This window comes from Pseudomonadota bacterium (assembly GCA_039033415.1).
In the GTDB taxonomy this organism is placed as follows: domain Bacteria; phylum Pseudomonadota; class Gammaproteobacteria; order Xanthomonadales; family SZUA-38; genus JANQOZ01.
Genome location: JBCCCR010000009.1, coordinates 94,856 through 119,881, shown reverse-complemented (window position 1 = coordinate 119,881; position 25,026 = coordinate 94,856). Strand labels below are relative to the sequence as shown.

Here is a 25,026-nt window from a genome sequence, read left to right as displayed (position 1 = left end):
GCGCGCTCGGCTCACCACTTTGGGTGCTAGACTGGCGCACCTTCGGGCAACCCCTTTTTGAAGCTGACCTAAGGTTTTTTGTGCAATCATTTGTTGACGCTCTATCCGGCCTCGTCTGGAGTCCGGCATTGATCTATCTGTGCCTGGGCGCAGGCCTGTTTTTCTCAGTCGTGACCCGCTTTGTGCAGGTTCGCCATTTTGTCGAGATGATTCGGCTGCTGCGCACCGGAGGCAGCTCCGAGCAGGGGATCTCGACCTTTCAGGCTTTGGCTGTTTCACTCTCGGGACGAGTGGGCACCGGCAACATCGCCGGCGTAGCGGCGGCGATCGGGTTTGGGGGCCCTGGCGCCGTTTTTTGGATGTGGGTAGTCGCCTTCCTTGGTGCCGCCACGGCCTACATCGAGTCTGCCATGGGGCAGATCTACAAAGAGGTCGATGAGGGGCAGTACCGGGGCGGTCCAGCGTTCTATTTCGAAAAGGCGCTCGGCCAGAAGTGGTACGGCTGGCTGTTCGCAGTTTTCACCGTTCTGGCGGTAGGGCTGCTGCTGCCCGGGGTGCAGGCCAACGCGATGGCCAGTGCTGCAGAAGTCGCGTTCGGGCCTGGGCGGGTCCTGGACCTGTTCGGTTCGGAGTTGAGCACCACCAAACTCATCACGGCATCCGCGGTTGTGGTGATCCTCGCCGCCATTATCTTTGGTGGCGTCAAACGCATCGCCGGCTTCACGCAGTTTGTGGTCCCGTTTATGGCGGCGGCCTATATGATTCTCGCGTTGGTCGTGATTGGCATGAACGTCAGCGAACTTCCGGGCATCATCATGCTCATTGTTAGCGATGCCTTTACCCCGATGGCGGGTGTGGGCGCAGCAATCGGTTGGGGCGTAAAGCGCGGCGTTTACTCCAATGAGGCAGGGCAGGGCTCGGGTCCGCACGCGGCCGCCGCGGCCGAGGTGGAGCATCCGGCGCAGCAGGGTCTGGTTCAGGCTTTCTCGGTCTACGTCGACACGCTGTTCGTGTGCAGCGCTACCGCATTCATGATCCTGATCACCGGCGCCTACAACGTGCACGGGGGGGAGGGTGGTTTCCTGGTCCAAAACCTCGCGGCAGACGTTGCCGCTAACAGCCCCGCCTACACGCAGCTGGCACTCGAAGGCGTATTCCCCGACATCGGCAAGGTGTTTGTTGCGGTGGCACTATTCTTCTTCGCGTTCACCACGATCCTCGCCTATTACTACGTAGCGGAAACCAACGTGGCCTACATCCGGAGAACACTGAACATCCCAGGTTCGCTGCTGCTGCTGAAGGTGATGCTGCTCGGCATGGTGTTCTATGGCTCAATCCGCACGGCGGATCTGGCCTGGGCACTGGGGGACATCGGCGTCGGCGTCATGGCGTGGCTCAACATCGTGGGCATCCTGGTGATCTTTTTTCTGGGTGGGCCGGCGATCAAAGCGTTAAGAGACTATGAGCGGCAGCAGGCACTGGGGGTCAAACGCTACACCTTTGATCCTGATGAACTGGGGATTGCCAACGCCGACTTCTGGCGGGATCGAGCGCAGCAGCAGGCTGGGACTTCAACGGCTCCCGGAGAGAAGCCGGTAAGCCGCTGACGCCCGCCGCAGCGTTTTACATCGGCGGCCGCTGGTTCTGGTGCCCCAAGCAGGGCCCGGCCCGACGGTTGCTGGCAGCCCGAAACCTCTTTCGCTAACGGTGGTATTCTGGCCCCGGGTACTCAGGGAAGGGGAATAAATTGCTGAAGAAAATTTCGGCCGCGCTGCTGGTCCTGCTGATGACCGCCGGCGAGGCTTCTGCTGACATCCTGGTTCGTTATGCGCCCGACCTCACCGATGAACAGCCAACCAACTGCTTCGACCCATTCCTTCCGACCTGTCTTTTTGACTCCACGCCCATGCCGACGGACGTGGTTGATCCGGGTCTCAGTGCCAGCATGCTGCAGCAGAACATGCCAAACGCCTTTGCCAACCGAGCGCCATTTTGGCCCGTGTTCGCCGATCAGCCGTTTAACGCCGATGAATACCTGACGTTTACGCTGACGCCTGGTCCGCTGAATGTGCTGAACTTTGAATCGTTGAGCTATTCGGCCGGCAGTTTTTCCATCGCGTCCGGACTGTTTGTGCGCCTGCGCACGAGCCTGGACGGCTTTTCGTCGGATGTGGACGTGCAGCCGATCCCTGACGATGCGACGACGCCTTTTGACCTGCTGTTCGACCTGACCTCGCTGCCGCCGGACATCGCCAGCTCCGTGGAGATCCGCCTTTACCCGGACAACACCGTCGATGATTTTGAGTTTATGGATTTGGTTGGCCTAGGTGCCGGTGGTACCGGTGTGACGGTTAACGGCACCGCCAAGCCCCCGTTGGCCTATGAGCGGATGCTCCCGCAGCTCAAGCGCCCCTGGTATTTCAATAACTCCGGCATCTCCACGGACACCCGGGGTTTCCTTTACTTTACCGACATTCTGAGTTTTGACGTGCAGAAGTACGCGGCGGACGGCGCGCTGGTGCAGCGTTTTGGCGGCGAGGGCTCGGGGCCGGGTCAGTTTCGGAGCCTGTCAGACGTGAGCCTCGATTCGGATGAAAACCTTTATGTGCTAGACAACTCGAGGCAAAAGCTCGTCAAGTTCGATCCAGACGGCAATTTGCTGATGGAGATTCTCGGCATCTCGGGCAACCCGGTTGCGGTGGATCTGGATAGTGAAGGCAACATTTACGTGCTCCGCTCCAGTGAGTTCCAAGTGACCAAGTACAACCCCGAGGGAACGGAGCTGTTTTCCTGGGGTAGTGAGGGTGCGGGAATTGGCGAGTTCGGTGCCGATCAGCCGGGCTTCAATGGGCCTTTCGGCTTGGCCGTGGATCAGGTGCGCGGTGAGGTCTTTGTGGTAGATACCTTTAACCAGCGCATCCAGGTGTTCGACCTGGAGGGTAACTTTCGGCGTCTGTTCGTCGACGGCGGGCAGAGCCCCTTTCCGCTGACCCGGGCTCTGGCGGCACACATCGACGGACGCAGCGGACTTCTGCTGGTGGTCGAGGACGCTTTCGGCGTCATCAAGACTTATGATCCGGGAACAGGGGGCCTGGTTCGCGAATTTCGCGTAGATACCGGTCAGGTCGCGGACGTGGCAACCCTTGCCGATTCGTCAGTGGTTATCTCGGGCTTCGCCACGAACCGGATCGAGCTCCGGGGATCCGACGGTGTCCTGCGCTACAGCTTTGGTTCCGCCGGCCGGGGGCCTGGCCAGTTCCGGATCCCGGTCGATGTGGCGGTGGATGCCTTCGGCAACTCTTACGTCACCGATGAGCAAAACCGTCGGATCCAGGTATTCAACAGTCAGGGTGTTCTGCGGCGTCAGCTTGACAGCGTTTCTGACGCTGGGTCCTTCAACCCACGGGGCCTGGCCATCGGACCTTCCGGCGATCTGTGGGTGACCGATTCGGCCCAGAACGATTTGGTGCGCCTGTCGACCACCGGCGATCTTATCTCCCGCTGCGATTCGCCGGCCGGAATAGGCAGCCCGATTGACGTAGCTGTCGACGCGGGTGGCACGGTCTACGTACTGGACGACGCCTCCGGTGCGCCGAGCGTGGCCGTATTCTCCAACTCCTGTGTACACCAAACCACCTGGACATCCATTGTCGGGGCGTCGGACGGATTCAAGCGGGTCGGCGCCATCGCCGCGGGCAACGGCTCGGTGTATATCACCGACCGAGGTACCGACTTTGCCGGCACCGCGTTCGACGGCCGCATCATGCGCGTGTCGCCGGCTGGCGTGATCCAGCAGGAGGTGTTTGATCCGCTGTTCAACGGCGATCGCATGGACCTGGTGCAGGGCCTGACGGTTGCGGCTGACGGGCGGGTCTTTGCATCGGACCTGTTCAGAGACCGGGTGCTGATCTTTGATCCTGACCTGAACCCGTTTATTGCGGTGGGACAGCGCGGTCATTACCCGGGCAGTCTCTATCTGCCAGTGGGCCTGGCGATCACCGGGGACAACCGACTCCACGTGGCCGAAGCGGGGAACGATCGGCTTCAAATCCTGGCGCCGCCGGGGTTGCCGTCGCAAGACCGGGCCATCGTGGTGACCGGTGGCGGACCCTATCCGGGTAACGCCCTGTGGGAAGCCACCCAGGCCAACGCCAATTTTGCCGTGCGCGTGCTGAGCTTCAGCGGCTATACCAAAGATCGCATTCAATACCTCTCCGCTGACCAGAGCCTGGATCTGGACCAGAACGGGTTGGCGGATGACGTGGATGGTGATGCCACAGTGGCGGAGCTGGCGGCAGCGCTGCGCGGCGACTTTGTCGAGGATATCGACAGTCTGCTGGTGTACCTGGTGGACCACGGTGGTGACCAGACCTTTCGGATGAGCGGCACGGAACTGCTGGCCTCGGGTGAGCTCGATGCGTTGCTGGACGAATTCCAGGCGGCCAACCCCGGTGTCCCGCTGACCGTAATCTATGACGCTTGCCAGTCGGGTTCCTTCATTGCGCCGCTGGCGTCGCCCGGACGCACGGTGATCACCAGCGCCATGGGCAGCCAGAACGCTTACTTTGTCAGCCAGGGATCGCTGTCGTTCTCGAACGGATTCTGGGGCCAGATTCTGAGCGGCGAAACGGTCGGGGTGGCTTTTGAGTCTGCCTCGACCCTGGTTTCTGAGTCCTTTCAAGATCAGACGCCACAGGTCGACGCCAACGCCAACGGCGTGGCCAACGAACAGGCCGACCTCGATGCGGTGGCCGGGCAGATCATCGGCAGCGACATTCTCCTTGCCGGAGAAGCGCCGTCGATTCAGGCGCTGTCAGGGGCGCAGATCATCGACAGCGGCAGTAGCGCAACGCTGAGCGCGACGGTGCTGGACCCGGACGGTGTACAGCGGGTGTTTGCGATTCTGCGGCCGCCGGGGTTTATCCCGGCATCGCCCGATAATCCCATTGAGGGGTTACCGCAGCTGGAGTTTGTTGCGGTGGGCGGCGATGAGTTCACCGTCACCGCCGATATTTTCAACGTTCCTGGGACCTATAACATTGCCGTTTACGCCAGCGACAGCTTTGGCAATACCAGCAACGCAACGCTGACCTCGGTGACGGTCGACAATCCGCTGCGGCGAAAGGCCATTATCCTGGCCGGCGCGGCTGGTCCTGGTCTCCTGGGCACCGCCGGTCGGGTGAACAGCGAGCTGGCCTATCGGGCGCTGCTGCAGCAGGGTTACGGCCCAGACGGGGAAAGCTGTCTGGATGACAGCTGCGACTCCCTGCGGTTCCTGACTTTTGCCGGTTCCTCCGGGCGTGACGGAAATCCGTCTCTTGCGGCCCTGCAGGACGCCATCGAAAACTTCGGCACCGAAAATGCGCAGGACCTGATCCTCTACCTGATTGCGCCGGAGGAGGGCGGCAGTCTGGTGCTGTCGGGCGTCGACACACTCTCTCCGTCGGCGCTGGACAGTTTTCTGGATACGGCGCAGGAGACGCTGCCGGGAGAGATAACGGTGGTGATCGATGCGGACAACGCCGGCAGCTTTGCCAGTGCGCTGGTGCCTCCCGTGGACAAACGCCGCAGCGTAATCGTGTCGACAGCCGCCGGACAGGCCGCGACGTTCCAGCAGAATGGACAGATTTCGTTTTCGCGCTTTTTCTGGAACCAGGTGCTGAACGGGGCGCGCCTGCGTAGTGCGTTTCTGGTCGCGCGAAGCGCGCTGCGGTATCGCTCCAACAGCCAGACCCCCGGTCTGGACGACAACGGCAACGGGATCGTCAACGAGTTCATCGACGGGTTTCGGTCGCGACTGTTTTCTTTGGGCAACGGCATCCTGCTGGCCGGTGACGATCCGCTGATTGGAGAGATCACGCTGCCGGCAACGCTGACCGCTGTGGCAACGCCCCTGAGCGTTGCCCAGGTCACCACCACCGGCACGGTTGCTGAAGTGGTGGCGCTGGTGACCCGTCCTTCGGGCGAGGAAGTCAGCGTGAATCTCAGCGGCAGCGGCAGCGACTGGGCCATTAGCACCGAGGCGCTGTGCGCCGGTGCGGGCACTTACGAGGTAGGTGTGTTTGCCGTGGACGACGAGGGTGCAACCTCGGCTCCGGTGACCGCCAGCGCCAGCCGCGCCAGCGCATGTGAAGGACCGGTCGACCTGCTAGCGCAAGACGGCAGCGTGGACACCGGGATCAGTCGCAATGGTCGCGTGACGCTGAGCCTGACGGTGCGCAATGACGGCGGCCAGGATGCGGCGGCCACCGAGGTGGTGTTCCGCCTGTCCCCGGATGCCGCGATCGACGAAGCCGACGCCGAGCTTATCCGGGTACCCATTGGCCCAATCCTGGCCGGTGAAGAGCTGCCGCTGTCACAAGACATTCAGCTCCCCGGCAACGGATTCACCGGCTTTATCGGGGCCTGCGTGCAGGCCGTCAGCGGCGAGTCGGTCTACAGCAACAACTGCCTCAGCGGCCAAGCGGTCTTGGTTGAGCTGGAGGAAGCCGTTTTTGCTGATGGCTTTGAATTGTAGGAGTCTTGGCAAACTACCTGTGAGTGCGGCTGCGGTTAGCTAGGGAAGTCTCCCGTTGCTAACGCTGTGGAACAGCCGGTCGGCAGATTGCCGCAGAGCGGCAAACCTAAAAGTGGTGGAGGCGGCGGGAGTGCAATAAATGATATAAATCACTGATAAAAAAGGTTATACGTTCCAAATATTCATTGAATTGCCCCTAAAACGCAACCTAAGTTTTCTTGTGGCTTGGCACGGGTCGCAGGTGGAAAATTGCCGAAATTTGTCTGTACCCAGGTAATTTCCTATTGGCAGTCGTTAGCTATTCTTCTCAATGTAGGTTGAGTCAATCAGATGAGATGGCGTTGCAAGAAGTCACATCTAGTTTTTAAGGCGTTGGTTTTCAGAGAGTTTTTGCTGCCGAACAGCCGATTTTGACTCCCCTTGCTACTTCGGAATATCATGCGGCGGTTTTTTATCCCAAAACAGACAACAACCCAGACACCAAAATGGCAGCCCAAGAAAAACAAGATTTGGAGAAATCCGAGGCGTTTGCACGAAAAGTAAAGGAATTCTTCCCGGACCTAGAAGACGAAGTTGAGACGATGCGACGCGATTTCGATCTGTCAGACGAGGACAAAGAACGCGAATTTTGCTTCCACAACCCGAGGTAATTCGGGCTCTCTGTGTGAGCGTTAGTTTCTCCTGTTTTCATGATTGGGAAGTTGCCTCTTTACAACGACCGCTTACAGGTTTGTGGATTTTCCAAGCCGCTTTTTGGCCGCATCGTTCGCCAAGTTCTAGCTGGCTCGAATGTGGATTTGCGGGCAATATTCCGAAAGAAACAAGTCTCTTACCTCATCGGATATCTGTCGCGACAAAAAGCTCTTTCAGTAGTAATTGAAAAGGAATACGTAGACCGGCACTTTCTCGAAGACTACGCGAATTTCCACGTCCGAAGCCATCGCGACTTTGGGAAACTGTGCACCCGGCTGCATTTTTTTAGCGGGAAGGCGAATCCCAGCCACAATAGGCCGTTCTACCGCAAAGAGTTGATCGCGCTGATAAGAGGACAAGCCGAGACGTCGTTGTCTCAATCCTCTTTAAGCGAGGCCTACCTCGGGTTCGTCGTAGTGCGGCCACTCGAAAATGCACTCGTAGGACGGACTTGCCTAAATACTTATTCTCCCGGCGATAAAGCAACTGACGAGTGCGATTCGCGCGCACTCTCCAGGGAATACAAAACTACGACGTCGGAATCAGTCAACCTGTTCGGATTGGAACTAACTATCCCGACCACCCTGCCGTTTCAAGAGCAAGACAGTTCGGTAGCCGCATGCGCATCAAGCGCGTTGTGGTCCTACTTTTATGGCGTACCGACATCACGAAAAACACAAATTCCATCACCATCTAGCATCACCCGAATGGCCCAATCATGGGGGCGTGCAAAGGACTTCCGGCTTTCCGGGACACATGGTCTCACTCCCGACTTGGTAAAAAATGCCCTCGCGGCATTTGATCTGGAGTATGTTCAATACGCCGTGTCGCCAACGAGGGTGGACAGTAAAAACTCACCAAGTTTCAGAAACAACCGCCTCAGAGCGCTCATTTACGCCTACCAAGCCCGAAAAAGGGAGCCTCTATTGCTGGGGGTAGACGTGTACAAACGCTGCGATGGGAAACTGGGGCCAAAGCTTGATGGGCACCTGATTACCGTAACTGGATTCGAGTACGCTGAGGACTTGAGGATCGCCGGCGACCCTGGTTCTGAACTTTACGGCCATCGAAACTCAGCTTGCTCCATTCGTAAGCTTTACTGTCACGATGACGCGCTTGGTCCATTCGCGAGACTTACTTTCGAAGCCGTAGAAAATAGTGAAGGCGACGTTCTAGAGGTGCTTTGCCCCTATGTCGTAGATACAGGCTCCGGCGGCAAGAGTAACGCGGGTAACTTAGTGGATGATTTGGTTTATGTTCCGCGTACGGTTCACCTGGGCTTATACCATAAGATTAGAAATCCATTCCGCCAAGTCCTCGAAGACTTGCTCCGGTTTCGGCGCTATATTCAATCACTAATAATGCTGATTGGCTCAGATCCTTACTGGACAATGCAGAACGAGGCATGCTGGGAGCTTTTCCTCGTAGACCAGAACGACTACAAAGCTGAGATGCTTGACGTATCAAAGCAGGTCCAATCAGAGGACTTGAAAGATGAAATGTTTGAGTTGCTGGTTTCTCGACTGCCGAGATTCTTTTGGTGCATCCGATATAGAACAGAAACGATTACTCGTTTCGACATTTTAGTGGACGCGACTTCGTCATCGGGCGGAGCTAGCGAAACGATTAGCGCGGGAATGATTGGCGTTGTTTCCCATGACACAGAATGGTTTCGTCGGTTGACCCTGGCCTACGAATCAATGGGGCTAAAAACAACTAAGCAAGAATTCGAGAGTAGTGCGGAGACTCTGGATATGCTTTTGGCTTGGGAGCAGTTTATAAAGCAGCGCCAGCGTCTCCCACTAGCAGACAGAATTTTCGGGGACTTGGCGTTTCCGACTGAAATCTACTCTCACGAGGAAAAGAACCTTTACGAATTGAGGAAGCCTGCTCAGCATTTTTGTATATCGCGCAACTACTCTGTCGACGTTGAAGTGACTCTCAAACAGTTGGACCGACAGACCGTCTATAACTGGGTGGTTGACGAGTTTGGTGACATTTACGTCGGGAGCCTGGATGTAATTGGCGAGGATTCTGACGGAACGCCAATGGAGCTTGGGCATCCGACTCTTATCAACGGCGCGCCCGCAAGAATTGCCGGCGAGTTGCGATTTCTAGATGAACGATGGAGCCTCAACAATAATTCTGGCCGTTACGCAATGGATAAAGAGAATCGTGGCCCTTCTGAAGTAGAGGCGGTCAAGCGTTTTCTGGATTCAAGGGGATTTACCGACTCTGCTAACGAGATCTTCGTGGATGTTGATTAGCTGAGATTTCTTTACAGGCTTCATAGTCGCTTGCCGAAACACATATCCGGACTACTGAACACGCTGAGCGCTCAATAGAGGGTGCAGGGCGCAGATCATTGGTACATTCTTGATTACTGATATTTTCGCCATGTCCTCTATCCGAGTCCAAGCATAGTCATTGTATTCTTCTGCGTTAAGATCGATGTGTTGCTCCTTTGAAGCAACGCCGAAGAAGTGAGGCAGAGTCATATGTTTGCTGTCACTTCTGACGTACTCAACTAGGAAACACAGTTGGGAGGAAAGTTCGTAAGCAAAGACTGATCCAAGTTCCTCGGCTAACTCTCGCTGGATACCGGCCTCAATCGACTCGTCGGACAATTCTGTTTTACCGCCGGGAAAAGAATAGGTGCGGTCAAAGTCCGCTTCTCCTTTTCTCTTGCAGAGCAAAAACTCTTTTGACGCCGGGTTAAGCAAGCAAAGCTTTGGGCAAATAATGCTCTGCAGCGCGTTAGAAGACATGGATTAGGTAACGCACATGGGAAAAGGTTGGTCATGTCGACAGCCATCTCGGTATATTGAAATTGACTTTAGGCCAGACTTCCACGCTGCCGTAATCACATTCTTTGCGTCAGTTACCGTCGCAGAATTTTTGAGGTGGACTGTCTTTGAGACTGATTCATCGACATATTTTAAGAAAGCATTTGTCGTATTCAGTTGGTCCAGAACTGGCACAATGCTAATTGTGTTTGGTGCTCCAGGCGCATACGCCTCTAGGCTCGGAGATGCGCCTATCACTCTGGCGGCACGGCCAGAAGGTGGAATCGCGGTAGTGGTGCTGTGCTTTGTGCGATTGGCCTTCACGAAGGTACTTGCTTTGCGTACCAGGCCAGATCTTATTCCAAGCCCTAGTCGAGTGTTTTTAGGGGCATAGGTCGGTCCAATATCTTGATCACTTGGGCACTTCGCTAGTTGAGCCGACCTCTCCTTTGAGAATAGGTTAACCGCGGCCATCAATGTTTCTGCCAAAACCAACGCTCTGTGGGAGCCGTAGTTGGTATTGGTTTTATGAAGAGCATCAGAATAGCCGCAGATTCCCACAGCTATCCGCTTTCTTTCGCTGAGCATATCAAGCTTGTATTGATAGCCTGATTGAAAGCTTGTCCAACACAAACAATAGTCCAGGAAGTCAACGGTATCGTGCACGGCTGATCGGAGCCTCCGGAAATCAATCTCTCGATTTTTCTTGAAAAACGCGTTCAAATTGACATACGCAAAGTGGCAAAGATCGCCATCCATCAGTCCTGTTTCACCACATGGGGCCACCGTTGTGTATGGATTTCCAGGTAGCTCTTTCTTGTTGAGTCGATCCGAAAAAATTACACCTGGATCTCCGGTGAGCCAGGCAGAGTAGGCGATTCTGTCTAGAAGCCGTGAGGTCTTGCCACAAGTCTTGACTTTGTCGAAGAATGCCTGATCGAGCTTTACTGAAAAGTTTGCAAGCCATTTCTGGGATGGGTCTGAGTTCTTGATTTCGACGAATGCCGCGATATCTGGATGGTTCCAATAGAGGGAAGCCGAATCGCCAACAGGTCTCTTGAGATTCTCCTGTGAGTGTTGCCTTAAAAACACTCTATTTGATTCATTCAAAAATCCCACCGGGTCTTGCAGCTTGTCCAAGTCAAACCCGACACCGATGCCATGTCGATGCGCATGCAGGCAGTCTTTCAATAGGGCGCTGGCAGACCAGTCGCACGAAACCGCTCGAGCCGTACAGGAAGCCAAAGCGAGCGAGGGAGCTCCCATATTGAGCAGGATTGGCGTCCCTGGAACCACTTGTCGGTTATTGACTCGGTCTGCAAACCTCGACGCGCCAGTACTTGAGTTGGCTACCTTATTGACCAGATTCTGATAGCGGTCGTCGAAACACGCATTTCTTATTCGACGCATTGCGTCAGAGAGCGTCTCCCCGAGAATATCGTAGTCTCGCTGCGGCAAACCTAATGCCGTTTGAGTTGGTTTTTCGAGTGGCATTGGTTGGTGCCGATAGCCATCACTTGCCTGATAGCCATATTAAGGCGAGTTTCGTTTACCGGCAACGAACAAATAGCTACTATCTTATGGGGTAAATTTTTCTCGGGAGGGAGTCTGAGTGTTATTCGACAAACTAGTTGCTGATTCCAATGGCCTTGAACTAGCCCTTTATCAAGCGTTGGAGGAGTCGACGTTTTCGGGAAGCCAAGAGCAAACGAGAACCTGTAGCAAACCCCGCTTCGTTACCAGCCTGAAAAAACACTGGTACTACAGGAATCCGTACAATTCGTTTGCAAGTAGCCCAGATTTCTCCCGCTATTCTGGTTCATTGTTTTTCGTCTCACAGAAGAACGCTGATGTCACAAATCTCTTCTATATAGAGCTTGCAAACCTAATCAATAAACATAGCCGCCACACCGCGGATTGTAGGATATCAATCAAGTGTTACACCGATATTGAAATTGCTGATCTGATAGACAAGGCTGCCGGAATAGATGAGTTCTTCTTCAGCGACATAAATATTGATAGCAGTAAAGAAGCCTTGGGCTATGTCGAAAAGTGCACTGAATTTGTGCAGAGGTTTTTGCGCTTGTATCGCGATACCCTTGAGAAAAGCGTTGTTTTTGATCGATATTTTTGCAGTGGACTGATTCACTTTCCAGAAACTCTATTTTGCGATGTTCGAAAAGTTTTCGCGGAATGCGGCTATGCTCATTCAGCAGGAATTCCACTTATTTATAGGAATTCGTCCAAAATGTTCGGTGGCGACGTTTATCGGGCGTTTGAGAAATTTCTGGACGGCTTCAGCCCCGAGGACGACAAGAACAAAATGCTAGTGAACGTACTCTCTGAGTCGACCATCAGTCAAAAGCGCAAAAAAGGTAGCGTCTTATCAACACGTAATGGTTTAGCAGAGTTACAGATTGATTTGCGAAAGTATTACATCGAAGACGTTCCGCTAGTAAGTGTTATGGCCGATCTTGGCGCAAAGCACCGCTCCAAAGTCGTGATTCCGGTGCCGGGCGATGACGAGGAACTAGATGTGGAGTGTCGAAGCGATTGTTCGGTGTGGATGATCAATGACTTTGACATATACCTCGATACAACATCCAACCGATTCGGGAAGGGTACTAAGCAATATCTCGGAATCTATGCTCAATACTTCAAGAACGGAACACCTCTAAACATTTTCAAAGAGCGGAAGCCGGGCTGGATCGCGCCAATCACAATTCCAACCACGTTGTCCTCCGCCATCATTAATTCATGCGAGATACAGCTCCGCGAGGAGGCCCAAACCGGGGGCGAAGGACTTGTGATCTTGGACCCTTTTGCTGGATCAGGAGGCTTCCTGATGGACGCTTTGGTACGTTTCCCGAGAGCGAAAATCATTGGATTGGACAAAAACATAATTGCCCCTTACATGGCCCGAGACAACATTCGATTCTTCGGCAATATCGAAAAGATGTCGCAGGCAAAGGGCCTACTTAATTTGGCGATGATCTGCAGCAAAATTCGAGAAGCAGATGAGAACTTGGCGCCCGATAGAATTCTTGAATCTTACGATTCGGAGGCTATCAAAGATCCAACCGCATACCCTACTCAGTTTGCGATAAACGAGATCAATAGATCGTTGGATTTTCTGGGAGAAGCCCACGACGGGAGAGAATTTGCTGCAAAAATAGCGGACTTATCCGAAGCCGGAGGCCCACGTAGTCTCTTCGAGTTTTTATCGTCAGATGATGAAGAGCTATTGTCGATACGACTCTTTGTTTATGCAATTTGGCGCGGAATCTATCTAAATGCCACAAGCATAGCTCAGCACCCAGAAAGACTAGCTAGTCTCCTGGAGTCAGAGATGACAGCTCTGATTCGAGAGCTCAACAAGGCTACCGGATTGGCGGATGAGGGCGATCTTCATCATCTCGAACCGAGTTTGTTTTCACTATCAAAAAAAACTGATAGCAAGCAGATATTCTCAAGTTATACGACAATAGCTCAAAGCCAGATCCAAAAGTACTCTTGTTTTAGAATTGCATCTCCGCAAGATTCCTGTGAAGCGGAAAATATTATTCGCGAATTCGTCTCATCTCCAGAATCCGGGATTTTATATGTAAGCGTTGAAGACAGTTTGGATGTTTTGGCGCGTATGAAACAGTTTGCAGATCTCATAATCGGCGACCCGCCCTATGGATTCAACACATCGGAAGGGGGCAATGCGGGAATGATCGACTTATTTTCAAAGCTATTTCCAACGCTTATTGACGCAACGAAAGATGGCGGAGAGGTGGCTGCAGCAATTCCGCTACAGGCTCGCCATGGCAGGCAGTTTCCATATTTCCAGACCAACGAATTTATTGAGGATCAAATCATGCGTTTTCTCGCTGACACTGGCCGTGCTGCGCGTTGGGCCGCGGCGCCGTTTGGCGCCGTGAATAGTAGTCAGGGATTTGGGCACGCCTATTGGAGTTCTGCATCCGCTTTAGTAAGAGGGGTCCTAAACATAAAGCTCGGCGCTCCTCGATCTTTGTAACCGCGATTTGAAGAGGGCGATTCGCGAACGACGCGCGTGGCACTAGATCTTAGCCTAGTTTTCTGGGCGCTAGCGGCTTGGGTTTTCATCAGCCGGATGATAGATGACAAATACACGGTTTAGCCCTAACGTTTGGCGAAGACCTCGGGATCGGTCACGGCATATATTAGTCGAGTGGATCAATCGGAAACTTGCCTCCTGTCTTCATCACGACACCGTTCGTTCGTTAGCAACGCAGTTTATTTTTGTTGGTCCAGCCCAATGCTATAGAGCCCGACGCGAGGAACAGGTTTTTGTTTTTCCTATAGATAGATATAGGTCAGCGCGGTAACTTCTCCAAATAGTCAGCCCACGCTTGCATCATGGCTCTTCGTTCGTTTAGGTGGGCTGTCCGGTTGTATGCTCTCCCGAGTGGGTCGCGAACGGCGTGAGCAAGCTGATGCTCGATTAGGTGAGGTGCAAACCCTAATTCCTCGTCCAGGAGCGTTCTGGCCATCGCACGGAATCCGTGCACGGTCATCCGCTCTTTGGGAATGCCCAATCTTCTAAAAGCCGCTAGAAGTGCATTGTCACTCATCGGTCGGGTTCCCTTCGGCGTTCTCGCGCTCGGAAAAACGTAGGGGCCTCTGTCGGTCACCATCTGGATTTTTTCCAGCAGGCTGACTGCCTGAGTCGCTAACGGAACGATATGCTCGGTGTTGGTCTTCGTTGCGATGAATCGCCATTCAGCAGATTCGAGGTCTATTTCTTCCCATTTCGCGTGGCGCAACTCCCCTGGTCGGACGAAGACTAAAGGAGCGAGCTTGAGCGCTGTGGATACGATGAGCGTACCTTTGTAGTTCTCGATCGTCTTGAGCAACTCGGCAACCTCGGTCGGTTTGGTGATCGCTGGGAAGTGCTTTGCCTTTGCTTTCGGCAGAGCGTCACCTAGGTCGCGTGCTGGGTTCGAAACGGCCTGTCCAGTGCTGATGGCGTAGCGGAAAACCTGGCTGACGATAGTCTTGATCCGGTGGGCTGACTCGATGGCGCCGCGATTCTCAACTCGTCGCAGCGCGGAGAGAACGTCTGGGGCGGTGATTTTCGTGATTGGACTCTTGCCCAGGAAGGGCAAGATGTCTCGGTCCAGGCGGGAGCGGATCGTTCTCAGATGACCTGGCGACAACTCCTTTTCCTTCTGGATCATCCACTCAGCTGCAATGGCCTCGAACGAGTCCTTATTGGCTGAAGCTTGCGCTTTTCGGACGGCGCTGGGATCAATACCGTGGGCGACCTGTCGCCTGGCTTCTTCTCGTCGGTCCCGGGCCTCGGCGAGGGTGATCTCGGGAAAGGTGCCCAGGCTGATTCGCTTCTCTCGATTTTCGAACCGATACTTGAAACGCCAGTACTTCCCGCCTTTGGGCGTTACCTCCAGGTAGAGGCCTCTGCCGTCAAACAGTCTCTTGCTCTTCGTCTCAGCCTTTGCGTTTTTCACTTCCGCGACGGTGAGCGGGGTGGTCGTTCGTGCCATTAGGGGCAACTCACTTCCAGAATAGCGGCTCTCTACCTTTGTGTGCCCCTAAGGGTAGGGGGCTGCTATCGGATTTCCTAGGATGTTATAGGAACTAAAATTAGCACAAATGCTTGAATTTAGTTAATAAAAAAGCCGTCCTGGGACGGCTTTGGAAGGTGTATTGGTGGAGGCGGCGGGAGTCGAACCCGCGTCCGTCAGTCCTCTGCCTCAGGATCTACATGCTTAGCCGTCCTTTAATTTAACTGGGCGCTACCTGACGGCGGGGAAAACGCACAGCGGTCCCGGATAGGTTTTAACGAATCCACGCCGGGCGCGCTTCATCGCGATCCTGTGAAAGGTGACGTTCCGAATCTGCGCCGCACAGGCACGGCCTCAGTGGAACGGCAAACTACCGGTTTTTAGGCGGCGAGTGCGTAGTTGTCGTCGTTGGCAACTATAAGTTTGCAACGGGATTAACGAGGATCCTTGCGTCCTCGGCATGCACCTTGCGGTTTCGCGACCGACGTCGAAGCCAGTACGCCCCCACGGGTGGGTTCACTGCCCCTTTGGCAGCAAACCACGACGAATGTTCAATATATTGGACTAACCGGCGGTTTTTTCAAGGTGTTTTGCAAGGTCCTCACCGGCAATTCGCGCCAATATGGACCTTGCGCGCTTGATCTCTTTGTCGGCCAGCCAGGACGTTTCCGAGGGCGTTTGGCTGGCGGCTGACCTCGCTAGTCGCTCCGATTCTGAGTGCTCGCCCAGCGCCTCCTGAAGAGCGGCTAAAGCCACGGTCGAAGCAAGCGTCTCGGGGTGGTTGTCCGGCAGCTTGTCGCTGATGGATCGATGCGCTTGCTCCAGCATTGTTGCAGCCTCGACTAGCTTGCCCGAGGCGAGCAGTGCCTCTCCCAGCTTATGGCGAGCTCGCCAGACGCCCGGGTGGGTTTCACCCAATTGATCTACGCGGGTCGCCAAGGCGGATTCCAACCTTGAGACGGCCTGCGGAAAATGCGCTCTGGCCATCAGCAGATTACCGATCTGCATCTGTACCCGTGCCACCTGGGTCTGTGAGATTTGTTCGGCAAGCGGCAGCGCCTCATCGAGCAGTGCCTCGGCCTCGTCCAGGCGCTCGACGGCAATCAGCGTGGCGGCCATCCCTGTTAATCCCGCAACCAGGCTTGGATGCGCGTCCGCGAAGGCGGTTCGACGAATCTCTAGCGCGAGAGCGCGATGCTCGATCGCTGTATCGAAAAGTCCGAGGTCGGTTTCCACCGCTGCGAGAGCTGCCAGCGAATTGGCGAAGGTGGCCCGGTTTTCCATGCCCTGGTTGCGCTTGATCTCAAGGGAGCGTTCCAGCAGCTTTTTGGCTTGCCGATATTCACCGAGCGCGTGGTGAGCCTGCGCGAGATTGTGTAGCGGAGCCCCGAGGTTGAGCGAGTCAGGCCCGGTAACCGCCTCGTGCATTAGCCGGGAGCGGTTAAGCATCTCGACCGCCTCGTCGTATTTGCCGCTTCCGCGAAGGAACAGGCCAAAGTTGTTATAGGAGTCGGCCAGGTCGGTGTCCGGGCCGGATGCCAGGCGCTCGCGGATCTCCAATGCTTCCCGCAGCGCCGTTTCCGCCTTCTCAGGCTGGCCGAACTCGCGGTGGAAGTTGCCCATGCGGTTGAGCGAATCGGCCACCTCTAGGCTGTCGTTACCGAAGACCTCCCGGCGCACGTTAAGCGCCTTTTCCATCAGCACCATGCCGCCCGAGTAGTCGCCCTGGTTCACGTAGGCCATGCCGATGATGTGCATCAGGCGCGCGCGATTGATCGGTGCAGCCGCCATTTCTTGACCGATCGTCGACGCAGCCTCGTCCAATAAGTCTCGGGCCGTCACCTCCTTCATGTCGCTGGTTCGTGGGTCTGAGTGCTCGAACAGGCCAACCATGAAGTCTGCGACCTGACGGGCCGCCTCCGCTTCCTGCCTCGCCGCGTCGCGCTCGGCTTCGATTTGCAGCGACTGCCAGCGCGTGGTGAACGTAAACGCCAAGAGGCTCATGAGCAGCAGACCGCTGGCTGCGGCGCCCATTGGATTGCGCGAGATCAGTTTCTGTAGGCGATAGCTCATGGAGTCGGGGCGCGCTGAAACCGTTCGTCCCTCCAGGAATCGCTGAAGGTCGTCAGCCAGCTGCGCCGCTGATTCGTAGCGACGCTCTGGCTCCTTGCGCATCGCCTTGAGCACGATCCGGTCTAGGTCTCCTCGCAGCCGCCGTGGATTGACGTTGTTGGTGCCGCCGCCTGGCGGTTGGCCGGTGCTTAAGCGCCGACTGGGGGGCAGGGGGTCGGTCTCGCAAATCTGGCGCTCCAGCTCCAGCGTGCTCGCGCTGTTGTCTACCACGTAAGGCAGTTCACCGGCGAGAAGCTCATAGAGCAGCACGCCGAGGGAATAGATGTCGGACGCGATGGTGATCGGCTGGCCGCGCACCTGCTCCGGGGAGGCGTACGTTGGCGTCATTGCGCCCGCGCGGGTTAGCGTCCCTGCAGCGTCCTGGGCGCCGTCGGTGGGCAGCAGCTTCGCGATACCGAAATCGAGCAGCTTGATCATGCCCTGCGGGTCCACCAGCACGTTGTCCGGCTTGATGTCCCGGTGGACGATCAGGTTGCTGTGGGCGTAGCGAACCGCGCCACAGAGCTGAATAAACAGCTTGACCCGATCACGCTCATTAAGCTGCCGGTGCGTGGCATAGTCGGTGATGTTCTCTCCGGCCACGTATTCCATCGCGACATAGGGGAGGCCATCGTCGGTTTCGCCCGCGTCGATCAGGGCGGCGATGGCGCTGTGGCGCAGGCGGGCGAGCACCGCCTGTTCGATTTGAAAGCGCTCGCGCACCACGCCCGGAGCGGTTCCCGCGTGCAGCAGCTTGATCGCCACCTGCTGTTCGTAGCCCTCGTGCTGACGGGTGGCTCGATAGACAGCGCCCATGCCGCCGCGCCCGAGCTCTTCTTCCACTTTGTAGGGCCCAATCATCTCGGGGAGAGCCGCCGGGTTGAGATGACTGCGCTGATCCGAGATGGCGTTGCCCAGCGGGTCCGACCGGGTGTCATGCGCCTGGTCTGCATTGAGCATGGCCAGCAGCCGCTGGCCTGCCTCCGGATCGGCACCGCAGTGCTCGGCGATGAACTTGGGCCACTGCTCCTGCGGCAGCCCCAGCGCCTCGTTGAACAAGCGGTCCAGCGTGTCGAAGTCGATCCGCTCGGGCTCTCCTTCGGGACTAATCGGCTCGGCCGGACGATCGCTCATACGTTTACCGGTGGCTCGACAGCTCAGCCGTGAGCCAGGCCCGTGCCGTGCGCAGGTCGCGTTTGACCGTCGCCTCCGACACCGCCAGCACGGGCGCAATTTCCGGATAGGTCATGCCGCCAAAATAGTGCATCTCGATCACCTGAGCTTTGCGGGGGTCCTCCGCGGTGAGTGCCTTCAGCGCCTCATGAACGTCCAGCAGGTCAACCGCCGACTCGTTGCCGAGCTGCGAGGTGAGCGTGACGCGCAGTCGCGCGTCGCGTTTGGCGGCCTTGCTGGCCCGCGCCTGATCCACCAGCACTCGGCGCATGACCCGAGACGCCATGGCGAGGAAGTGGCCGTGGCTTTCCCACTGGAGCTTCAGGTCCGCCATGCGCAGCCAGGCTTCGTTCACCAGCGCGGTGGGCTGCAGGGCGCCCGGGCTGAACTCCGCCGCCAGCTGCGCTACGGCAATCGATTTAAGGCGTTCGTAAAGGGCCGACCAGAGCGGGCCAGCGTCTTCCCGGGAACCTTCCTCGGGCGGATTAGTGGGCGCGGACATAAGCGGCACTTAGCGGTGAAAAAACCATCGATCTTTAGTTTAGCCGCAAGTGATGACCCGATTCATCGAACAATTCCGCCATTGGGGAGAGCAGGCCAAGAAGGACCGGCCTGTGCGAGCACTTTTCTGCGGCAGAAACGCAGCGGGCCAGACATGGAGATCGGATGAGATGTTAAAGGACTTGCTTAAACGCCGGGTGCCGCTGGCGCTGGGAATCTGTTTAGCCATTGGTGGTGCGGGCCTCAACCCGGCTATTGCGGAAATTGAGGACAACGACGGCTACGAGGACGCCTACACGGCCTGGGCCGCGACACACTTTGCGCTGCTGCCAACGTCTTTCCTGCCGGGGTTCATCGGCAACGTGGCCGACCTTGCCACCATCGGGATCGATATCGTGATCAAGACCCTGCCGGCCAAGCTGATCACGGTTAACCCGACGCCCGTGAATCCACAAAGCCCGGACGGCTGCCACTACAACTTCTTTCTCCCGCAGAAGGAGGCGGAGTACGACAACCTGTTCGGCATCGCCGATATCCGCTCCCTGCCCACCAACTGGGGCGCCTTCAGCGATCCTCAGCCGCCCGTCGTCGGGCATGCCAATGCGGAGGTGAAGGTTCGCGTCGACAACTTCTATCTCGAGGACTGGAGCGAAAGTGACCGCATCGTGGTTTACCCCTCGGGCAATCACCCGATCGTCTGGGAGGCGGCCACGCAGCTCAATCCGGTGATCGACGTTGCGCTGCCGCTGGCGCTGTTCTACATCACCAATGAAGTCAAATACTTTAAGAGCTTTTTTGAGATTCAGACCGACCCCAAAACCGCCGCCCGCGCGCTGGAAATCGGCGGTCTGTTCCTGATCAACGCCGGCATTGAGGCGGGCGTCATCACGCTGGATGCCGTTGGCGATGAGTTCAGCAGCGACAGCGAGGCGGTGCGCTTCATCCTCGACAACAGCTTCGACACGGCGGTGCACGAGCAGCGGCGCACGTTCACAGTCAACGACGTCAACCCGCCGGTGATCGATTACATACCGGATCCGGGAATCGATAACGACCAGAATCCGGTGGTGCTGGAAGCCAACAGCTTTGGCGGCGAGCGCTTTGCCGTGCACCGCGATCGCTTCCGAAGCTGGATCGTGGAGTCCGATCCGTGTGATGCGCCGATCAGCGTTGGCAACGACGCGCCGCTGCTGCTGGAAATTGGCACCAATTTCGTTAACTGGACGGCGAGCGATCTTCATCCCGAAGGCCCGGGTAATCCTGGTGAGACGACGTTCTCACAGAAGATTGTGGTACAGGACACCCGCGCGCCCATCATCCTGGTGCCGCCCGCACGGGTGATCGAGTCGAACGATCCGGCAACGCAGGCAGACGTCGATATCGGTACCGCGGTGGTGTTTGACGTCGCGGATCCGAACCCGGCGCTCACCAACACGGCGCCGACGACTTTCCCGGTCAACAGCAGAACGCAGGTGCTGTGGACCGCCACCGACAGCTCGGGCAACAGCGACTCCAAGCCTCAGTGGATCACGGTCAAGGCTCCGGGCACCAACCAGGCGCCTTCAGTCCAAGATGTGTCCTCCAGCGCCCTGACTTCGGAAGTGATCGACCTGACGCTCACTGGCAGCGACCCGGACGTGGTGTCCGGCATGTTCGATCCGCTGAAGTTCGACATCGTCAGCCTGCCGGGGAATGGCTTTTTTGTGGCGCCACTGGTGCCGTACTTTATCGAGGACTATCGGGTTCGGCCTGACAACGAAGTCGGTGAAATTCTCAATAACTTTGATCCGGCCATCAACGAAATTGCCGCCCGCTTCTGCGGCACCGGTGGGCCCGGTGAGGTGCCCGTCGACTTCGTCTACGAGCCGGAGTTTGTGCACGTGACCGATGACGGTATTTCGTTTGTGCTCGACGAGCGTTTTTTCTGCAGCGGCGGCGGCGGTGCTGACACACAGGCGCGGATCAGCAAGTGGAGTCCTACCGGGGAGTTCCTCGGGGAGTTTGCCGGGAGCGAGCTGAGCGGGGCCAAGCGCCTGACGCTGGACGACAGCGGCTTTATCTATGTCGCCCAGCCGGAGCAGAACGACCTGCCGCTCATCTACCGCAAGCTGGACGGTGATCTGAACGTGGTCGACAACCGCAACCTGGAGGCGCCGAGCGGCCGGCTGCTGGACGCCAAGACGGACAGCAATACGGGCCTGATCTTTTCCACGAACAAACAGCGCGTGTTCGTCTATGACGGTCGCGGCAATGACTTCCGGCCGTCGCTGCTGGGTACGCTCAAAAACAATGAGTCGTTCCTGTCCGGCGAACCGTCAGTGGCTGGAAGCTCCAGCCGAGGGTTCAACATTGAACTGGACTCGCTGGGCAACGTTTACGTCGTCGACTCCGGCGACGACCGGATTCACAAATTTGCCCCGACCACGGTGGATGGCAACACCCTGAATCCCGGTGCCTACATCGGTTGGCTCGGTAAGTGTGACAGCGGCCCTGGGTGTGATGACGAAAACGGCCGCAGCTTCGGCTTTTCCTGCAGCGACGCCACGCCCTGCAACGTTTCGCAAACCAGTGGCAGCCTGCCGGGGCAGTTCAACACACCGACCGGGATTGCGCTCGATCCGGAAGACACACTCTACGTCACCGACTACGACAACAGCCGCGTGCAGCGCTTTACCGCCCTCGGCGACTTTGCCGGTGAAGCGGCGTCGGTCTGTGACGGCAGCTGTTTTGTGCTGGGCGACATGGGTCGGCCCTTGGATATCAGCGTCAACTCCACCCAGTTCTACGTGCTCGATCGAGACCGCGAGCTAATGCATGTGTTTGAGACCGCGCCGTTCAAAGACATCACGGAGAATTCTGTGGTGGTGTCCTACAGCTCGGACAACGGTTTCCAGGGCACCGACAGCTTTACCTTCCGCGCGGACGACGGCCTGGCAGACAGCAACGTCGGCACGGCCACCATCGCGGTCAGCCGCAACTTCCGGGCCCCGGAGGCTTTCGACGACGCCGTGGTGCTCGACGAGGACACCACCGCTGACGTCAACCTGCTGGCCAGCGACCCGGACGGTATTGCCGGGGTTGATTTCAACGGCCTGGATACGCTCACCTACACGGTGGTCGATGGCCCGAGCAACGGAACGCTCACCGGCAGTGGCGAGATGCGGACCTACATTCCCGCGCCGGACTTCAACGGCACCGACCAGCTGGTTTTTGAGGTCAGCGATGGTCGCGACGTGTCCAACCGGGCCACGGTAAACATCACGGTCAATCCCGTAAACGACAAGCCCGTGCTGCGTTTTATGGACGACGGCTCGAAGTTCCTGCCCAAGGCGATCTCTAAGCTGCTCAAGGGCCAGGTCATCAACCAGGGTTTTGAGGCGGGCCTGGGTTTCCCCGCTGGCCTGATGGCGGAGTACGACGACCCGGACGCGGGTCAGGCTCATTTTCTGACGATCAGCTGGGGTGACGGCACCAACGATTCGGCCAATCAGGCGCCGCCGTCAGATCCCAACGCGCCGCGCGAAGACCCGATCATTACGCTCACCGCGGGCGGCACCGGGCAGGTGCTGGGTGATCACGTGTTCCTCGCCCCCGGCGTCTACGAGGTGGGCCTCAACGTGATTGACGAGACCGGTGCCGGCAGCGATTCAGCAGACGCGCTCGTTGCGCAGATCACGGTGTTGCCCATGGTTGACGTCTCGCTGGAGGCGGTGCCGGAGAGCGACGCCCCCGTCCTGCCGGGCCAGGTGACCACGCTGAACATCAACGTGACCAACGAGCTGCCGGAAGACCCGGTGACGCCGTTGGAAGCCACCAACGTGGTGTTTGCCGGCGTGTTGCCGGAAGGGGTCGAGCTGATGTCGGTCAGCACCAGCAAAGGCACCTGCAGCCACGACATGGACACCACCACCTGCAGCTTCGGCACGCTGGCGCCGGACGAGACGGTGGCGCTGTCGGTAGCGCTACTGCCCGACGCCAACTTCGACCCGGAGGCCTTTGGCTATCAGATCGATGTCGACAGCACGGAGCAGGACGCCACCGGGGACAACCTCACGGTGGTTGAGGTCCCGGTGCTGCCGCAGGTGGTCTTCCAGAGCGGCTTCGAATAAGCCGCTTCGGAGTAGCCATGATGCGTTGGAAAACGGGGTGGGGCATGGCTCCGCGCCGTTTGACGTTCCGCTGGCTGTCAGGAGTGCTTGAGGATACGGGCCTGATCGCGCTTCCAGTCGCGATCCTTTTCCGTAGTGCGCTTGTCGTGGAGTTTCTTACCCTTGGCCAGTCCAATCGCGGCCTTTACTCGGCCCTTTTTCCAGTAGAGCGTCAGCGGAATCAGTGAGTATCCCTTGCGCTCCACCGCGCCGATCAGCTTGTCGAGCTCCTTGCGGTGCAGCAGCAGCTTGCGGGTTCTGACCGGATCGGCCTTGACGTGGGTTGAGGCGGAGACCAGCGGCGAGATGTGCGCACCAAACAGGAACGCTTCACCGTCTTTCAGCAACACGTAGCTCTCGCCAAAGCTGATGCGCGCCTCGCGCAGCGCCTTCACCTCCCAGCCTTCGAGCGCCAGGCCAGCTTCAAACTCTTCTTCAACAAAATACTCAAAGCGCGCTCGCTTGTTGCGCGCGATGGTGTTGTCGTTGACGGGTTTTTTGGGTTTTTTGGCCATGAGTTTTTCTCGCCGCTCGCGGCGGCGGCGTATTGTACTGACATTCGCCCTCGCGTGATATGCTCGCGCCATGCCGCTGATTGAACGCTCCGCGCTGGTCGAACACAGCGCTGCGGATATGTATCGCCTGGTGAACCAGGTTGCCCGCTACCCCGAATTTCTGAACTGGTGCACCGGCACGGAAGTGCTGGAGCAGGCTGAAAACGCCATGGTCGCTCGGGTGAGCGTAAATATCGCGGGTATTCGCCAGGCTTTTACCACCCGCAACGCCTTAAATGAGCCGACCCACATCAATATGCAGGCGGTCGACGGGCCGTTTCGTCGCTTCGAGGGTCAGTGGTCGTTCCGGCAGCTGGGAGACGACGGCTCCCGGGTTGGGCTTCAGCTGGATTTTGAGCTGGCCTCGGACCTGCTGGCATCAGCGTTCTCGGGCGGCTTTTCCTGGGTGGCCAAGCGGCTGGTCACCGACTTTGTGCAGCGCGCCAACACGGTTTTCGGCCAGGTTTAGCCGACGTGGTCGCGGAGCGACGACCCTCTCTGAAGTTTAGCTGGCTGAGGCCTAGCTGGCCGGCTCGGACTCCTCCGCGGAATCCGCCATCTCGGAGTCTTCCGGCAGATAGTCGCCCTCGATTTTGACCAGGCGGTTGTCTTCGAACAGCAGCGATAGCGTCTTGAGCTGCTCGGGGCCGCCACGGAAGGACACTGTGTTGACGTAGTTCCAGCGGTCCTGGCGGAACGGGCTGGCAATGGCCGGCGTGCCCATCACCAGCGAGACCTGACGTTTGGTCATTCCGGGACGCAGATCATTCACCATGTCCTGATCAAGCACGCTGCCTTGCTGAATATCGATCTTATAAATGAAATTACAGCCACCCAGCGCGGCAAGCGCGGTGAGAACCATCGTCAGACGTGCAATGCGAAATAGTGGGCGCAAGGAAATATACCGCCAGCCTTAACTCGTGGGGCGCGATGATACAATAGCGCTTGTTAAGCTTCCATTCGTGACACAGAGCGCTGTATGCGTGGGCT

Annotated in this window: 14 protein-coding genes and 1 other RNA gene; 7 read left to right on the top strand and 8 right to left on the bottom strand. The window is 57.2% G+C overall.

Features of this window, described 5'->3' with window-relative positions:
* The first annotated feature begins 80 nt into the window (after positions 1 to 80).
* The 4 genes from AAF358_09370 (at position 81) to AAF358_09355 (ending at position 9,477) form a co-directional block, all read left to right on the top strand.
* Complete coding sequence (locus AAF358_09370) at positions 81 to 1,607, top strand: alanine/glycine:cation symporter family protein (protein MEM7705748.1); 1,527 nt, start codon at positions 81 to 83, stop codon at positions 1,605 to 1,607.
* A gap of 140 nt (positions 1,608 to 1,747) precedes the next feature.
* Positions 1,748 to 6,517 (top strand): 6-bladed beta-propeller, encoded by a 4,770-nt coding sequence (locus AAF358_09365; protein ID MEM7705747.1) that lies wholly within the window; start codon positions 1,748 to 1,750, stop codon positions 6,515 to 6,517.
* Between the two features lie 410 nt (positions 6,518 to 6,927).
* Positions 6,928 to 7,167 carry a hypothetical protein gene (locus AAF358_09360; protein ID MEM7705746.1) on the top strand — a complete coding sequence of 80 codons (240 nt, stop codon included), beginning with the start codon at positions 6,928 to 6,930 and terminating at the stop codon, positions 7,165 to 7,167.
* A 51-nt stretch (positions 7,168 to 7,218) separates the two neighbouring features.
* Positions 7,219 to 9,477, top strand: a complete 2,259-nt coding sequence (locus AAF358_09355; GenBank protein MEM7705745.1) for a hypothetical protein — start codon at positions 7,219 to 7,221, stop codon at positions 9,475 to 9,477.
* 51 nt (positions 9,478 to 9,528) lie between these two features.
* Here AAF358_09355 and AAF358_09350 read toward each other — a convergent pair whose 3' ends face one another.
* Positions 9,529 to 9,978, bottom strand: a complete 450-nt coding sequence (locus AAF358_09350; GenBank protein MEM7705744.1) for an NUDIX hydrolase — start codon at positions 9,976 to 9,978, stop codon at positions 9,529 to 9,531.
* A gap of 3 nt (positions 9,979 to 9,981) precedes the next feature.
* The gene (locus AAF358_09345) at positions 9,982 to 11,490 is read right to left on the bottom strand and encodes a hypothetical protein (protein MEM7705743.1); all 1,509 of its coding nucleotides are present in this window, start codon (positions 11,488 to 11,490) and stop codon (positions 9,982 to 9,984) included.
* A 118-nt stretch (positions 11,491 to 11,608) separates the two neighbouring features.
* Here AAF358_09345 and AAF358_09340 point away from each other — a divergent pair, with 118 nt between their 5' ends.
* Complete coding sequence (locus tag AAF358_09340; protein MEM7705742.1) at positions 11,609 to 14,020, top strand: hypothetical protein; 2,412 nt, start codon at positions 11,609 to 11,611, stop codon at positions 14,018 to 14,020.
* A gap of 319 nt (positions 14,021 to 14,339) precedes the next feature.
* Here the strand turns inward: AAF358_09340 and AAF358_09335 are convergent, their stop codons facing one another.
* The 4 genes from AAF358_09335 to AAF358_09320 form a co-directional block, all read right to left on the bottom strand.
* Positions 14,340 to 15,527, bottom strand: coding sequence for an integrase arm-type DNA-binding domain-containing protein (locus AAF358_09335; GenBank protein MEM7705741.1), 1,188 nt, complete (start codon positions 15,525 to 15,527; stop codon positions 14,340 to 14,342).
* Between the two features lie 164 nt (positions 15,528 to 15,691).
* Positions 15,692 to 16,054, bottom strand: a transfer-messenger RNA (tmRNA) gene (gene ssrA, locus AAF358_09330).
* A gap of 58 nt (positions 16,055 to 16,112) precedes the next feature.
* Complete coding sequence (locus tag AAF358_09325) at positions 16,113 to 18,794, bottom strand: serine/threonine-protein kinase (protein ID MEM7705740.1); 2,682 nt, start codon at positions 18,792 to 18,794, stop codon at positions 16,113 to 16,115.
* 4 nt (positions 18,795 to 18,798) lie between these two features.
* Positions 18,799 to 19,335, bottom strand: a complete 537-nt coding sequence (locus AAF358_09320) for an ECF-type sigma factor (protein MEM7705739.1) — start codon at positions 19,333 to 19,335, stop codon at positions 18,799 to 18,801.
* 169 nt (positions 19,336 to 19,504) lie between these two features.
* Between AAF358_09320 and AAF358_09315 the strand changes: the two genes are divergently transcribed.
* On the top strand, positions 19,505 to 23,443 hold the full coding sequence (locus tag AAF358_09315) for an Ig-like domain-containing protein (GenBank protein MEM7705738.1): 3,939 nt from the start codon (positions 19,505 to 19,507) through the stop codon (positions 23,441 to 23,443).
* 77 nt (positions 23,444 to 23,520) lie between these two features.
* Here the strand turns inward: AAF358_09315 and smpB are convergent, their stop codons facing one another.
* Positions 23,521 to 23,997: an SsrA-binding protein SmpB gene (gene smpB / locus AAF358_09310; protein MEM7705737.1), complete on the bottom strand. Its 477-nt coding sequence runs from the start codon at positions 23,995 to 23,997 to the stop codon at positions 23,521 to 23,523.
* A 70-nt stretch (positions 23,998 to 24,067) separates the two neighbouring features.
* Here smpB and AAF358_09305 point away from each other — a divergent pair, with 70 nt between their 5' ends.
* Positions 24,068 to 24,505 (top strand): type II toxin-antitoxin system RatA family toxin, encoded by a 438-nt coding sequence (locus tag AAF358_09305; GenBank protein MEM7705736.1) that lies wholly within the window; start codon positions 24,068 to 24,070, stop codon positions 24,503 to 24,505.
* A 51-nt stretch (positions 24,506 to 24,556) separates the two neighbouring features.
* Here the strand turns inward: AAF358_09305 and bamE are convergent, their stop codons facing one another.
* Entirely contained in the window at positions 24,557 to 24,931 is a 375-nt protein-coding gene (gene bamE, locus AAF358_09300; GenBank protein MEM7705735.1) for an outer membrane protein assembly factor BamE, read from the bottom strand.
* Between the last annotated feature and the right edge of the window lie 95 nt (positions 24,932 to 25,026).

What these genes read in the sequence shown, in the direction of transcription:
- AAF358_09350 (MEM7705744.1), bottom strand. Translation starts at nt 9,978, where the DNA reads ATGTCTTCTAACGCGCTGCAGAGCATTATTTGCCCAAAGCTTTGCTTG.
- smpB (MEM7705737.1), bottom strand. Translation starts at nt 23,997, where the DNA reads ATGGCCAAAAAACCCAAAAAACCCGTCAACGACAACACCATCGCGCGC.
- AAF358_09305 (MEM7705736.1), top strand. Translation starts at nt 24,068, where the DNA reads ATGCCGCTGATTGAACGCTCCGCGCTGGTCGAACACAGCGCTGCGGAT.
- AAF358_09335 (MEM7705741.1), bottom strand. Translation starts at nt 15,527, where the DNA reads ATGGCACGAACGACCACCCCGCTCACCGTCGCGGAAGTGAAAAACGCA.
- AAF358_09315 (MEM7705738.1), top strand. Translation starts at nt 19,505, where the DNA reads ATGTTAAAGGACTTGCTTAAACGCCGGGTGCCGCTGGCGCTGGGAATC.
- AAF358_09345 (MEM7705743.1), bottom strand. Translation starts at nt 11,490, where the DNA reads ATGCCACTCGAAAAACCAACTCAAACGGCATTAGGTTTGCCGCAGCGA.
- AAF358_09320 (MEM7705739.1), bottom strand. Translation starts at nt 19,335, where the DNA reads ATGTCCGCGCCCACTAATCCGCCCGAGGAAGGTTCCCGGGAAGACGCT.
- AAF358_09325 (MEM7705740.1), bottom strand. Translation starts at nt 18,794, where the DNA reads ATGAGCGATCGTCCGGCCGAGCCGATTAGTCCCGAAGGAGAGCCCGAG.